The sequence below is a fragment of the Rhizobium sp. AP16 genome (assembly GCF_000281735.1).
GTDB classification, from domain to species: Bacteria; Pseudomonadota; Alphaproteobacteria; order Rhizobiales; family Rhizobiaceae; genus Rhizobium; species Rhizobium rhizogenes.
This window is the reverse complement of sequence record NZ_AJVM01000063.1, coordinates 22,680-36,954: the sequence shown is the minus strand read 5'-3', so window position 1 is coordinate 36,954 and position 14,275 is coordinate 22,680. Positions and strand designations below refer to the sequence as shown.

At 61.6% G+C, this 14,275-nt stretch carries 9 protein-coding genes; 2 read left to right on the top strand and 7 right to left on the bottom strand.

The window, feature by feature from the left end:
- Window positions 1-64: 64 nt before the first annotated feature.
- From PMI03_RS16620 to mutS, 6 genes are all read right to left on the bottom strand, one after another.
- On the bottom strand, window positions 65-457 hold the full coding sequence (locus PMI03_RS16620) for a VOC family protein (RefSeq protein WP_007695386.1): 393 nt from the start codon (window positions 455-457) through the stop codon (window positions 65-67).
- A gap of 152 nt (window positions 458-609) precedes the next feature.
- Window positions 610-1,419: a DUF1963 domain-containing protein gene (locus PMI03_RS16615; RefSeq protein WP_007695384.1), complete on the bottom strand. Its 810-nt coding sequence runs from the start codon at window positions 1,417-1,419 to the stop codon at window positions 610-612.
- A 136-nt stretch (window positions 1,420-1,555) separates the two neighbouring features.
- Window positions 1,556-3,157 carry a murein biosynthesis integral membrane protein MurJ gene (murJ, locus tag PMI03_RS16610; protein ID WP_007695383.1) on the bottom strand — a complete coding sequence of 534 codons (1,602 nt, stop codon included), beginning with the start codon at window positions 3,155-3,157 and terminating at the stop codon, window positions 1,556-1,558.
- Complete coding sequence (locus PMI03_RS16605) at window positions 3,154-6,069, bottom strand: [protein-PII] uridylyltransferase (RefSeq protein ID WP_007695380.1); 2,916 nt, start codon at window positions 6,067-6,069, stop codon at window positions 3,154-3,156. Before PMI03_RS16605 ends, murJ begins: the two co-directional genes overlap by 4 nt.
- Window positions 6,070-6,226: 157 nt before the next feature.
- On the bottom strand, window positions 6,227-6,520 hold the full coding sequence (locus PMI03_RS16600) for a hypothetical protein (RefSeq protein ID WP_007695379.1): 294 nt from the start codon (window positions 6,518-6,520) through the stop codon (window positions 6,227-6,229).
- A gap of 27 nt (window positions 6,521-6,547) precedes the next feature.
- Complete coding sequence (gene mutS, locus PMI03_RS16595; protein WP_039974235.1) at window positions 6,548-9,289, bottom strand: DNA mismatch repair protein MutS; 2,742 nt, start codon at window positions 9,287-9,289, stop codon at window positions 6,548-6,550.
- Between the two features lie 112 nt (window positions 9,290-9,401).
- Here mutS and PMI03_RS16590 point away from each other — a divergent pair, with 112 nt between their 5' ends.
- Together PMI03_RS16590 and PMI03_RS16585 are read left to right on the top strand one after the other, a co-directional pair.
- Entirely contained in the window at window positions 9,402-11,687 is a 2,286-nt protein-coding gene (locus PMI03_RS16590; RefSeq protein WP_007695375.1) for an NADP-dependent malic enzyme, read from the top strand.
- Window positions 11,688-11,766: 79 nt separating this feature from the next.
- Window positions 11,767-13,176, top strand: a complete 1,410-nt coding sequence (locus tag PMI03_RS16585) for an adenylate/guanylate cyclase domain-containing protein (RefSeq protein WP_007695373.1) — start codon at window positions 11,767-11,769, stop codon at window positions 13,174-13,176.
- A gap of 37 nt (window positions 13,177-13,213) precedes the next feature.
- On the opposite strand, the gene PMI03_RS16580 is transcribed toward PMI03_RS16585, so the two are convergent.
- A complete protein-coding gene (locus tag PMI03_RS16580) occupies window positions 13,214-14,092 on the bottom strand; it encodes a GNAT family N-acetyltransferase (protein WP_007695370.1) in 879 nt (292 codons plus the stop codon).
- Window positions 14,093-14,275 lie beyond the last annotated feature (183 nt).

Below are 14,275 nucleotides of genomic sequence, written 5' to 3'. Positions count from 1 at the left end.
CTTGGTGTTCGGCGGGCTTATGCACGGCGGACAGGCGGGGATCAAGAGGATATGTGGCGGGAGTTCAGGAAGAATGCTGGATCAGATCCCAGGTGTTGCCGTAGGGATCGGCAAAGACCGCGACGGTGCCGTAGACCTCATGGCGCGGCTCCTCCAGAAAACGGACGCCTTTTGCGACCATCGCCGCGTGATCGCGGGCAAAATCATCGGTCTTGAGGAAGAAGCCGACACGGCCGCCGGCCTGATTACCGATAGCGGCCCTCTGCCCGTCGTCAGCGGCTTGTGCGAGCAACAACGCCGCACCCTCACCGCCCTTTGGCTTCACCACGATCCAACGCTTGCCTTCGGGCTGCGGTTCGTCCTGTAGGCAGTCGAAGCCGAGGCAATCGCAGTAAAAGGTTTTGGCACGATCGTAGTCATCGACGACGAGGGTAATCAGGAAGAGGGATTGGGGCATGCATGAGCTCCGCGTTTGGCAAATCGTCCCCTCCTCCCGCGTGGAGGGAGAGGGCTAGGAAGAGGAGTTATCAAAAAGGAGGATTATGTGGCAAATGCCCGCCCACGGCGCTTCATAAGTCTAAGCGGGCATACCCGCAATAGAAGGCCTTACTAATAGAAGTCCGACCTGATTACCCAGCCGCTTGGTGTTTGAAATAGATATATCGACCCTGAATCCCCCACATAGAAGCGCCCTTTGTCGGTACTGTCTATTTGAAGGTAGAACTCTGCATCCTCAGGCCAGTTTTCACCTTGAATCCAGGTTGGCCAGCCACCAAGCTTCACAGGGCATGTTCTCTGGTATTTGTTGGTTTCTGTTGCATATTGGCTTTCGAAGAACCATTCCGATTGATTGGATCGCGCGACGCCGTCCGGAATTTTGAAGGCGATATCGTCCCAGCTTGGCTGCTCCAGTGCGGTTGCACGCCACAGAACCGGAAACGTCGGAAGATCGGCGCTTTCCCGGTAACCAGGACCGATAGGCACCAAGCCCGCAGTGCTAGGATAGGTTCGAACGGCAAAGCCTTTACCGTTCTCGGCGTCATCCAATGGGATATCCTCCAAGTCCATCCATATAGTCAGGAGAGCCAGCTTCGACAAAGCAGGCGGTATTTCCGGAAGTTCATCCACCCTGATTTGAACAAGGGGATGCATCAGCCGCCCCGACTTTTCACAGACAGGTACCACCTCGCCCTCTTTGCCGAGAAAGTTCCCTCCCCACCAACTTGCAGCACGATTGTCCTTTTGAGGCTTCTCACCGCCGATTTCACCAAAAACAGCAAGCCTGACCATCTGTTGCAGTGTGTGAAGTGCGGATTGCATCTCCAGATCAGTTGGCGAACCTTCCACCGACGGAACATACGTTTCGTCTCGACGCCCACGAATGCCGACAACTGACCTCAGCCATCCCAGTACACCCATGCTGCCCCTCCATCCTGCGGTGAACTGATCAAAGCGGGGATTTTTGCCGTTGTCGCAATCTCACTCCATTCGATCGCTCCAACCCACCTTCTCCCCGCCCCTTCGGCAAGCTCAGGAGCGGGGCGAAGAGGCCTGATTACTCCCCGTTCACCACTTCCGCATCCGGTGCTGGCGCCCGCGGCTTACGTTTCACATTGCGGCGGATCATGCCGATGTCGGCGCCGCCGATCAGGAAGGCGACGGCAAAGTAGACCAGCATGGAGATGCCGATCAACAGGCCGAGCGTGCCGACCTTGGTCAACAGCGACGCGCCGGTGGCAAGATAAGGCTCCCACCGATGCTGGAGATAGACGACCATGGCCGTCATGACGCCGGCGGAGACGAGCAGCAGCGCGGCACGGCGGGCGAGCGCCCATTCCCAGGTCAGATGTCCCCGACGCAACAGTGTCGTGAAGAGCAGCACCGTGCTGATCCAGCCGGCCGTCGCTTCGGCCACGGCGATGCCGGGCGCACCCATGTAAGGGAAGAGGCTGAGCGCGATCGCGCAGTTGGTGGCAACCGCAACACCAGAGAAGCGCATCGGGGTCTTGGTATCCTCGCGCGCATAGAAGCCGGGCTGCAACGCTTTGATCAGGACGAAGGCCGGCAAGCCCAGGCCGTAGATTGCCAGGATCGAGCCAACGATCAGGGTGTTTTCCTGATGGAAGGCACGGCGTTCGTAGAGAACGCGAATGATGTCATCCGAGAGCACCCAGAGCGCCATGGCGGCCGGCAAGGTCAGGAACAGCACGAACTCGATCGAGCGGTTCTGCAGATTGCCGGCCTCTTTCAGATGGCCTGACTTCAAAGAACGCGCCAGCTCCGGCAACAGCACGACACCGACGGCGACGCCGACAACGCCGAGCGGCAACTGATAGATGCGGTCGGCATATTGCAGGGCGGCAATCGCACCTTCGCGGCTGGAGGCGATCGCCTGGCCGATCATCTGGTTGATCTGGGTGATGCCGCCGGTGACGGCAGCGGGAATAGCGAGGATCAGCAGCCGCTTCACATTCGGCGTGAAGTGCGGCCAGCGGAAGCCGATGTTGATGCCGGCATAGCGCACGCCGATATAGACGACGAGCAATTGCAGGATACCGGCGGCGAGCACGCCCCAGGACAGATACCAGGCCGTCTCCAGCGGCACGGCGCCGAAATAGAGCGAATAGAACAGCGCTCCGATCATCACCACATTGAGGAAGATGGGCGCCACAGCGGCGGCGAAGAAATGATGCAGCGAATTCAGCATGCCGCTCATCATCGCCGTCAGCGACATGCACATGAGATAGGGGAACATCACCGCCGCCAGGCGCACCGTGATCGAGAACTTCTCCGGATCGTCGGCAAAGCCCGGCGCGATGATCCAGCGCACGATCAGCGGCATGCACAGTTCCATGACGACGGTGATCAGGAACAGCACGGAGAAGAGGACGCCGAAGACCTCCTCGGAAAAGCGCTTGGCGCCTTCGATACCGTTCGCCTCGATCTCCTTGGCAAACAGCGGCACGAAGGCGGCGTTGAAGGCGCCCTCGGCGAAAAGACGGCGGAACAGGTTCGGAAAGCGGAAGGCGGCGTAGAACACGTCGGCCATCGGCCCCGTACCGAGGGCGGCGGCCATCAGCGTTTCGCGGGCGAAACCGAAGATGCGGCTGCCGAGCGTCGCGCCACCGACGGTGATGAATTTCTTGACGAGGCTCATACGGCAGAACCGGCTTTCTTTTCGGTATTGGGCTTTTCGCTATTGAGCGATCGCGTGGAGGCAGGCGCGATCATGCCGGACGGCATGCGCTCGCGCATCTCATCCTCCTCACCCGCCATCACCGGCTTCAGGCGCGCAGTGATATTGGCTCGCTTGTTTTCGTTGGAGATCTTCTGTCCGACCAGATCGGTCACGTAGAAACTATCGATGACCTTCTCGCCGAAGGTGGTGATCCGCGCCGAGTGGATGTCGAGCGACAGATCCGAAAGAACTGAAGTGATTTCCGACAGAAGACCGGTGCGGTCGAGGCATTCGACCTCGATGACGGTGAACTTGTTGGACAGGCTGTTGGAGATCGTCACCGATGGCGGGATGACGAAAGCCTTGTTCTTGCGGCGGTTTTTGGTGCGGGTGGCGATGACTTCCGGCAGGCGCTTGCGGCCGGCGAGCACGTCCTCGATCATCCTGCCGATGGTGCCGGCCCGGCGCAACTCGTCCGCATCGTCGGTGAATTCACGGCTGACATGGATGGTATCGAGCGCGCGGCCGTCCGCCGTCGTGAAGATCTGCGCGTCGACGATGTTGGCGCCAGCAGCGGCGCAGGCGCCGGCGATGACGGTCAGCAGGCGCGGATGGTCGGGCGACAGCACGGTGATTTCGGTGATGGCGTGGAAACTGTCGGTTCGCACCATCGTCGCCAGCACCTGGCCCGATTTATCGGTCTGGCGGATGAACCGCGTGTGGCGGATCTGGTCTTCCAGCGGCACGGACAGGAGATAGGGCTGGTAGTGCAGCTTGACATAGGCCTTGCGGGCCTTCTGACCCCAATCATCCAACGCCGCTTCGAGCGCCTTGGCGGCGGCTTCCGCCCGCTCCTTGCGCGATACTTCCGAGAAACCGCCGGCCAGCAGCAGCTCGGTCTCGTAATAGAGCGTGCGCAGCAACTGCCCCTTCCAGCCGTTCCAGACGCCGGGGCCGACGGCACGGATGTCGCAGACCGTCAGGATCAGCAGCATCTTCAACCGGTCGAGCGACTGCACCCGGTCAGCGAAATCGATGATGGTCTTGCGGTCGGTCAGGTCGCGGGTCTGCGCGACCATCGACATGGTCAGATGTTCCGCGATCAGCCAGACGACCAGCTCGGTCTGCTTCGGCGACAGGCCGAAGCGCGGGCAGAGCTTGCGCGCCACCTTGGCGCCAGCTTCGGAGTGATCCTCCTCGCGGCCCTTGGCAATGTCATGCAGCAGCACGGCGACATAGAGCGCGTCGCGGTCCTCGATGCCAGGCATCAGCTTGTTGACGAGCGGATGAATGTCCTCGGCCTTGCCCTTGTCGATCTCCGACAGCACCTCGACGGCGCGGATCAGATGCTCATCGACCGTATAGTGATGATACATATTGAACTGCATCATCGAGACGATCTTGCCGAATTCCAGAATGAAGCGGCCAAGCACGCCGGCCTCGTTCATGCGGCGCAGGATCAGCGCCGGATCGCGCTTCGAGGTCAGGATCGCAAGGAACAGGCGGTTCGCTTCCTCGTTCTCGCGCAGATCATTGTCGATCAGACCCAGCGAGCGGGTGACGCGCTTCAGCGCGTCGGGATGGAATTCCAGCCCGTTGATATCAGCGACAAAGAACAGGCGGATGAGGCTCACCGGATCGCGCTTGAAGACATCGGGATTGGCAAGCGCGATGCGGCCGCGATCCTCGACAAACTCGATCGTGCCGGGGATCTTGCGCGAGCGATGGGCAAAGCGGCTGATGACGCCGGTAAGGCCCGGCGTCGCCTTGGCCTGCTGGTCCTCGAGCGCCGCGCAGAGAATGCGGGTGAGATCGCCGACATCCTTGGCGACAAGGAAATAGTGCTTCATGAAGCGTTCGACGGCGGAAAGGCCGGGGCGGGCATGATAGCCAAGCGCCTCGGCAATCTCGCGCTGAATGTCGAAGGACAGCCGCTCTTCCGCTTTGCCGGTGAGGAAATGCATATGGCAGCGCACGGCCCAGAGAAAATCCTCGGCCTTTTCGAAGAGGCGATATTCCTGCTTCGAGAGCACGCCGAGCTTCACCAGCTCGACCGGATCGCGGACATGGTAATAATATTTGGAGATCCAGAACAGCGTGTGCAGGTCGCGCAGGCCGCCCTTGCCTTCCTTGACATTGGGCTCGACCAGATAGCGGGTGTCGCCGGCCTTGCGGTGGCGCTCGTCGCGCTCGGCAAGCTTGGCGGCGATGAATTCCGGACCGGTATTGGTGACGATTTCCTTGTCGAACCGCGTCTCCAGCTCGTGCGCCAGGGGCTCGTTGCCGCAGATATAGCGCGTCTCGAGGATGGCGGTGCGTACCGTCATGTCGGATTTCGCCTCGCGCATGCACTCCTCGACGGTGCGCGTGGCGTGGCCGACCTTGAAGCCCATGTCCCAGAGCATATAGAGGATGAACTCGACCGCCTTGTGCGTCTCCTCCGCCGGCTTCGGCTGGAAGAGGAAGAGAAGGTCGATATCCGAGCCTGGCGCCAGCGTGTCGCGGCCATAGCCGCCGACGGCGGTAACGGTGAAGCTGCCCTTCTGCTTCGGATAGACGTGGCTGACCGTAAAGTCATAGAGAACGGTGATGATCTGATCCTGCAGCCAGGAGATCCGGTGCGCGCAGTCGAGCCCGCCGCCATCCTGCGAGAGCAGGCGGCGTGCGTTTTCGCGGCCTTCCTGGCTCGCCTTCTTCAACAGAGCGAGAAGGGCCGAACGCTCGTCCTTCTTGTCTTCATGGCGCTTGGCGAGGGTCTCGCATTCCGCCCTCAGCGCGGGGACGTCGAGAATGACGGAGAAATCGATGTCATGCTTAACCATGCTCGGCCGACCGGAATCCTGTTCACTGACCGCGGCCAATTGCCGGCGCGCCTGTCTTTTCGTCTGCATGCGCTATAGCCTCTTTGCCCGGCGATTGACACAGGCATTCTACGCCCGAATCCCGTAATCCGGCTTGGAGCCGAATTTCCCGAACCAGCGCTTTCGGGAGTTCTATCGGGTCAAGGTTGACGAAGAGTGACGGCTGTCGACGCAGAAATCGGCGGTTTTAGGGCTGCGGCACCACAAGCGACCGTCTCAGCTCGTTTATGCTATGCAATATGTTTCGCGATTGGGCACCGATCTGCGTCACCATTTCCCGCTCGCATTCCCAATAGCCGGCCTTGGCGATTGCCGCGGTGATATCGGAAATCCGGCTGCAGGAGAGGGCGATGTTGAGAAGCCCACGGTCGGACTCGCAGTCGGGCGCTTCCCCCTCGCCGCAGATCTTGCCGCGCGCCGCTATCGGCGAAAAGCGGTCGGCGAGAACGCGGACCTCGGCAAGAAGATTTTCGATATGCATCCGATTATCCTTGGGAATCGCCTGTTATCAGCCGGCCTTGTTCAGGGTCTTTTTCAGTTCGTATAGCGCATCGAGGGCGGCACGTGGCGTCAAATCGTCAAGATCGAGCGCCTTCAGCGCCTCCTCGACCTTGGACGGACCGCGCCGGCCACCCGCCTCCTCGCGGCGGACCGCGACCTGGAAGAGCGGCAGATCATCGATGAGCTGGCTTGCCGGATTCTTGCGGTCCGCATCCTCCAGACGCGTCAGAACGTCGCGGGCGCGTGCCACTACGGAAACCGGCAGACCGGCGAGCCGCGCCACCTGAATGCCATAGGAACGGTCGGCGGCGCCCGGCCCGACCTCATGCAGGAAGATGACGTCGCCGTCCCATTCCTTGACGCGCATGGTGGCGTTGGAGAGCCGCTCAAGCTTTTCCGACAGCACGGTCAGCTCATGGAAATGCGTGGCGAACAGTCCCCGGCAGCGATTGGCCTCATGCAGATGCTCCACCGACGCCCAGGCAATCGAGAGACCATCGAACGTGGCGGTGCCGCGGCCGATCTCGTCCAGGATGACGAGCGAGCGGTCGGTTGCCTGGTTAAGGATCGCCGCTGTCTCGACCATCTCGACCATGAAGGTGGAGCGGCCGCGCGCCAGATCGTCGGACGCGCCGACGCGCGAGAACAGCCGATCGACAATGCCAATATAGGCGGAAGTGGCGGGCACAAAGGAACCCATCTGGGCGAGAATGGCGATCAGCGCATTCTGGCGCAGGAAGGTCGATTTACCGCCCATATTCGGGCCGGTCAGCAGCCAGATCGCTCCGTCCTTGCCATCTGATGTCGGCGACAGGTCGCAATTATTGGCGACGAAGGGACCGCCCGCCTGCCGGCGCAATGCCTGCTCTACCACCGGATGGCGCCCGCCTTCGATGGCGAACATCCGGCTCGCATCGACCACAGGCCGACAGTAGGCCTGCTCTTCGGCCAGCAGCGCCAGCCCGGCGGCGACATCGATCACCGATAGCGCGCGGGCGCCGGCCTTGATTGCCTCTGCCTCAGCAACGACGGCCGCGACCATGCGGTCGAAGGCGGCCAGTTCGATCGTCAGCGCCTTGTCAGCGGCATTGGCGATGCGGCTTTCGAGATCGGCAAGTTCGGTCGTAGTGAAGCGCATGGCGTTGGCCATGGTCTGTCGATGAATGAAGCGCGCCTTGGCTTCGGCACTATCGGTCATCGGCCCGGCATTGCCGGCGGTGACCTCGATGAAATAACCAAGCACGTTATTGTGCTTGATCTTCAGCGACTTGATGCCGGTTTCCTCGGCATATTGTAGTTGCAGTCCGGCAATGACGCGGCGCGACTGATCGCGGAGCGCCCGCACCTCGTCCAGCTCGGCATTCGCCCCTTCCCGCAGGAAGCCGCCGTCGCGCTTCAAAAGCGGCAGTTCATCCGCAAGCATTTCGGCAAGCAGAGCTTCGAGATCAGCGGGCAGAGAGCGGAGCCCGGCAAGGGCCGCTTCCAGCTCTTCCGGCAGAAGTGCTGAACCCAGCATACGGGCGATATCGGCGGCAGCACCCAGACCCTGGCGGATCGCCCAGAGATCGCGCGGGCCGCCACGGTCGAGCGCCAGACGCGACAGTGCCCGCGGCATGTCGGGCACATGTTTCAGCGCCGTGCGCAAATCGCTGCAGAGCGAAGGCTCCTCAGTGAGAAAGCCGATCGAATCCAGCCGTTCGTTGACGCGAATGGGGTCGGTCAGCGGCGACATCAGCCGCTCGGCCAGCAGGCGGGCGCCGCCGCCGGTCACCGTGCGGTCGATCGCCTTCAGGAGCGAACCGTTGCGGTCGCCCGAAAGCGTGCGCACCAGTTCCAGATTGGCACGGGTGGCGGGATCGATGAACAGAGTCGAGGCGCCGCTTTCGCGCTCGGGCATCCCAAGCGGCGGCCGTTCGGCGATCTGGGTCTTTTCGACATAGGCAACCGCTGCCGAAGCGGCGGCAAGCTCGGCGCGGGTGAACGTGCCGAAGCCATCGAGCGTCGAAACACCGAAATAACGGGTAATGCGACCTTCCGCACTGGCGCTGTCGAATAGGACGCCCGGCTGCGGCACTGCCGTGCGACCAAGCACGTCGAAAACCGGCTTCAAATCCGGATCGTGGAACATCGTGTCCGGCAGGATCAGCTCGCGCGGATCGATGCGCAGGATATCGGCGAGCAGCCGTGACGCTTCCGTCTCGGCCAGCCGGAAGACACCGGTCGAAATATCGATCCAGGCGAGCGCCAGCTGCGGCTCCGTGCCGCCGCGAATGCGGGTGAGCGCCATCAGATAGTTGGATTCCGAGGGCGAGAGCAGTTTTTCCTCGGTGATCGTGCCCGGCGTCACAAGACGGACGACGTCACGCCGGACCACCGACTTGCCACCGCGCTTCTTCGCCTCTGCCGGATCCTCGATCTGCTCGCAGACGGCAACGCGGAAACCCAGCGATATCAGCTTCTGCAGATAGTCGTCGGCGGCATGCACCGGTACGCCGCACATCGGGATATCCTGGCCCATGTGCTGGCCGCGCTTGGTGAGCGTGATGCCAAGTGCCCGCGAGGCGTCGACGGCGTCCTCGAAGAACAGCTCGTAGAAGTCGCCCATGCGATAAAACAACAGCGAACCGGGATTGTTCGCCTTGATCTCGATATATTGCTCCATCATCGGAGTCGCGGAGGCACGACTTTCCTCCGAGGCAAGCTCGGCGGCCGAGAAAGCATCGACGCTGGTCATTATTCGTTCATTCACGGATGTGCAGTTTTTCCCAAAAATGAGGTGCCACCCTATCCGCGTGCCGCTATAGAAGACAACAGCTATCGGGCACGAGGGACCGGTCGCCCACAGGAGGTTTGGAGGAAATATGCCTGACACCAGCAGCACGTCGCGTCCAGGAGCGGGGATCACCGATCAGGAAGCACTCGACTTCCACAAGCAGGGCCGACCCGGCAAGCTTGAGATCAACCCGACGAAACCGATGGCGACTCAGCGCGATCTTTCGCTCGCCTATTCGCCCGGCGTCGCCGTTCCCGTGAAGGCGATCGCCGCCGATCCGGCGACTGCCTACGACTATACGGCGCGCGGCAACATGGTGGCCGTCATCTCCAACGGCACCGCCATTCTCGGCCTCGGAAACCTGGGTGCGCTTGCCTCCAAGCCGGTGATGGAAGGCAAGGCCGTTCTCTTCAAGCGCTTCGCCGACGTCGATTCGATCGATCTCGAAATCGACACCGAAAATGTCGACGAGTTCATCAACTGCGTGCGCTATCTCGGCCCCTCCTTCGGCGGCATCAACCTCGAAGACATCAAGGCGCCCGACTGCTTCATCATCGAACAGCGCCTGCGCGAGCTGATGGACATCCCCGTCTTCCACGACGACCAGCACGGCACCGCCATCATCGCCGCCGCCGGCCTGATCAATGCGCTGGAACTGACCGGCCGCGACCTCAAGACCACCAAGCTCGTCTGCAACGGCGCGGGTGCTGCCGCGATCGCCTGCGTCGAGCTGATCAAGGCGATGGGCTTCAATCCGGAAAACGTCGTGCTCTGCGACACCAAGGGCGTGATCTACCAGGGCCGCAGCGAAGGCATGAACCAGTGGAAATCGGCGCATGCGGTGAAAACCGACAAGCGGACGCTGGAAGAGGCAATGAAGGGCGCCGACGTCGTTTTCGGCCTGTCGCAGAAGGGTGCCTTCTCCGCCGAGATGATCCGCTCCATGGCCGACAGGCCGATCATCTTCGCCATGGCCAATCCCGATCCGGAAATCACGCCGGAGGAAGTCGCCCGCATCCGCGACGACGCCATCATGGCGACCGGGCGCTCCGACTATCCGAACCAGGTCAACAACGTCCTCGGTTTCCCCTATATCTTCCGCGGCGCGCTCGACGTTCGTGCATCGACGATCAACGATGAAATGAAGATCGCCGCCGTCAAGGCTTTGGCCAGCCTGGCGCGCGAAGACGTGCCGGACGACGTGGTCGCCGCCTACCAGGGCGCAAGACCGCGTTTCGGGGCGCAATACATCATCCCCGTGCCCTTCGATCCGCGCCTGATCTCGGCAATCCCGGTTGCGGTTGCGCAAGCGGCGATCGAAAGCGGCGTCGCCCGCCGCGCCATTCCCGACATGGCCGCCTATGCCCGCGAGCTCTCGGCCCGGCGCGACCCGATCGCCTCGACGCTGTCGCAGCTTTACGAGCGCGTTCGCCAGCGTCCCAAACGCATCGTCTTTGCCGAGGCGGAAGAAGAGCAGGTCATGCGCGCCGCGCTATCCTACGCCAACCAGGAGCTGGGCACGGCCATCCTGCTCGGCCGCGAGGACCTGATCCACGCCACCGCCGAGCGTGCCGGCATCGACCTCAACCGTCCCGGCCTCGAAATCGTCAATGCCCGCATTTCCAAGCGGGTCGACGCCTATATCGACTATCTCTATGCCCGGCTGCAGCGCAAAGGCTATCTGCACCGCGACGTAACCCGCCTGATCCACAACGACCGCAATCACTTCGCCGCCTGCATGGTGGCGCTCGGCGATGCCGACGGCATGGTGACGGGCGTGACGCGCAACTATTCGACCGCACTCGAAGACGTACGCCGTTGCATCGACGCCAAGCCGGGGCACCGGGTCGTCGGCGTGTCGCTGGTGCTTGCCCGCGGCCGCACCGTCTTCGTCGCCGACACCGCCGTGCACGACATGCCGACGGCGCAAGAACTGGCCGATATCGCCGAGGAAGCGGCGGGCTTTGCCCGGCGCATGGGCTACGAGCCGCGCGTCGCCATGCTCGCCTACTCCACCTTCGGCCATCCCTCGGGCGAGCGTTCCGAGCGCGTGCGCGAAGCCGTCAGCATCCTCGACAAGCGCTATGTTCATTTCGAATTCGATGGCGAAATGGCAGCCGACGTGGCGCTGAACCGCAAGATCATGGAGAGCCAGTATCCGTTCTCCCGCCTCTCCGGTCCCGCCAACGTGCTGGTGATGCCGGCCTTCCACTCCGCCGCGATCTCCACCAAAATGCTGCAGGAACTCGGTGGCTCCACCGTCATCGGCCCGCTGCTCGTCGGCCTCGACAAGCCGGTGCAGATCACATCGATGGGGGCGAAGGATTCGGACATCGTCAACATGGCGGCGATTGCCGCCTATGGCGCTGGATAATAACCCAAAACCCGTATCTTGAAATCGGCGGCCAAAGAAAGACGATGGCCGCTGCCTCAATTGGGTGTAGAATGTGGGGATGAGTGAGGCTCGGTCCCTGTTCGGAGTGCTGCGCCATTCAGCGCGGCCAGATATTGTCGACGCTATCGAGCGGCTCGTCCTTGAGGCACCTGACCGCAAGCTCAACCGTGTGAACGCCCTTGCCTTCGCAGTCGAGCATGGCTTCGATGAAGAGCAGGTTATCAACGCGTTCCTGCATGCATCCCGGCTCGGCCTGTTCGAGATATCGTGGAATGTTCTCTGCCCCGGTTGCGGTGGAGTGCTGGATGCCAATACGTCGCTGAAGACGGTACAGAGCGAAACTTACAACTGCTCGCTTTGCGCGGCCGGCTACGAGCCGACCCTCGACGAGATGGTCGAGGTCACCTTCACCGTCAGCCCGCGCGTGCGCCACATCGAAGCCCATAATCCGCACGAGCTGTCGCCCCTCGAATATTTTCGCCAGATCTATTGGGGTTCCGGTGTCGATCTTCCCGACGAGGGTTATGAGGCGAAGGTCGAGCAATTCGTTCTTGAGTCGCTGGAGCTGCCCGCCGGGGAGAAAGCGGTCGTATCACTGCAATTACCGGCGGAGTTCGTCATCATCTTCGAGCCGGTCACTCATGCGGCGCAATTCCTTGATGTCAAAGGCGAGCCGTCGAAAGAGCGGCAGACCGTTTCGCTCGTCTTCGACCGCCTGCATCGGCACAGCGATCCCATCACCTTGCGCCCAGGACCCCTGCGCATCCTGATCGAGAACCACACGGAGGTCCGCGCGCTGCCATCAATCTGTGTGGCCAACGACGCGCTTCATGCCCTGCTCAGCCGTCGCCGCCCATTCCTGACCGCCAAGCAACTGCTCTCCAACCAAACCTTCCGCGATATCCACCGCACGGATACGATCGACGTGGATCAGCGGCTGAAGATCACCAGCCTCACCTTTCTCTTCACCGACCTGCGCGGCTCGACGGAGCTGTACGAAAGGGTCGGCGACCTCGCCGCGTTCGATCTGGTCAGAACCCATTTCGGCATTCTGCATGAGATCGTGGCTGCCGAGGCAGGCGCGGTGGTCAAAACCATTGGCGACGCGGTCATGGCCACCTTCCCCACTCCGGACCGGGCATTGATCGCGGCCATGCGGATGCGAGAGGCCATGATCAGCCTCAATAGCGAACGCGGCAACGACGATCTGCTTCTAAAAATCGGAATCCATGAAGGGCCGTGCATCGCGGTCAGCCTGAACGAGCGGCAGGATTATTTTGGACAGACGGTCAACATCGCTTCTCGAGTGCAGCATCTGGCTACATCACGCGAAATATTTGCGACAGGTTCTGTCCTCGATAATCCCCGCGCCGCCGCGTTCCTGACGATGCACGACCTGAAGCCGGAATCCCATCACGTCTCGCTCCGCGGCATTACGGATGAAATCGATATTTTCGCGATTCCCTGAAGCTCGGCAGTTGCCGAGCGGGTGAGGCTTGTGTCGATCAGCTCGCGAACCGGCCGGTCGCTGCACCGTAATAGTTGACGTAGCGATCCGAAATGCTGGCGATCGGCAGGACGATCAGCACGTCCGTCGTATTGAAGGCATGGTCGACGACGGCGTCGGAGCCGACCATGGCGCCGAGGCGCAGGTAGCCCTTGATCAGTGGCGGCAGCGCCATCAGCGCCTTCTTGGAATTGATAGCCTCGACCGGCATCAGGTCCATGGTGCGCGCAAGCGACGGCAATGCGCCGACGCTCCACTCGTCCTTGGCGACGACGTTGTGATAGAGGAACGACAGTGCCAGCGCATGCTGCTCCGGACGAACGCCGGGGAAGGAGGCGCAACCGAACATGGCGCCCATGCCATGCTTCACCGCATAGGCCCAGTTGCCCTGCCACAGCAGTTCGACGGTGCGCTTGTTGCGATAGGCCGGCAGCACGCAGGAGCGGCCGAGCTCCATGAACTGCTTGTCGGGATGACGGGCCATAAGCGCGCCGATGTCGAATTCCGAAGAGGAATAAAAGCCGCCATTTGCCATGGCCACTTCCTGGCGCAGCAGACGGTAGGTGCCGACGATCTGGTCTTCCGTATCGCCTTCCAGCGACTGGTCGAGCACCAGCAGGTGGTCGCAGATCGAATCATAGCTATCGACATCGCGCTGGCGACGCATGGCGTCGGCCGGCAACTGCGCGTTCATCTCCTCGACGAAGACGCGATAGCGAACAGCCTGAGCGGCGTCGATTTCCCGCGCCGTGCGAGCAAGGCGGGTTTCTAGATTTCCGATGCGCCCGAACACATCGCTTGCAACCGGTGCGATCGTCGCCTTTGAAGACTGAACCATTTCGCCCTGAGCTTCGCGATTCAAAATTTCGATGGACATGGCGCCTCCCCCCTCAGCGGTTGATATAGCGCCATAAAGCAAATTCTTGCGACAGGAAAGTGACATGGTGCTTTGCGAAAAGCAAGAAGCGTGCCTGTTGCAAATATCTAATAAGCTGGAAGTCCCCAACTTCCAGGGGCGTTCATCGCATAGCTCTACGCGGCTTCAGGGTAAGATTTCGCT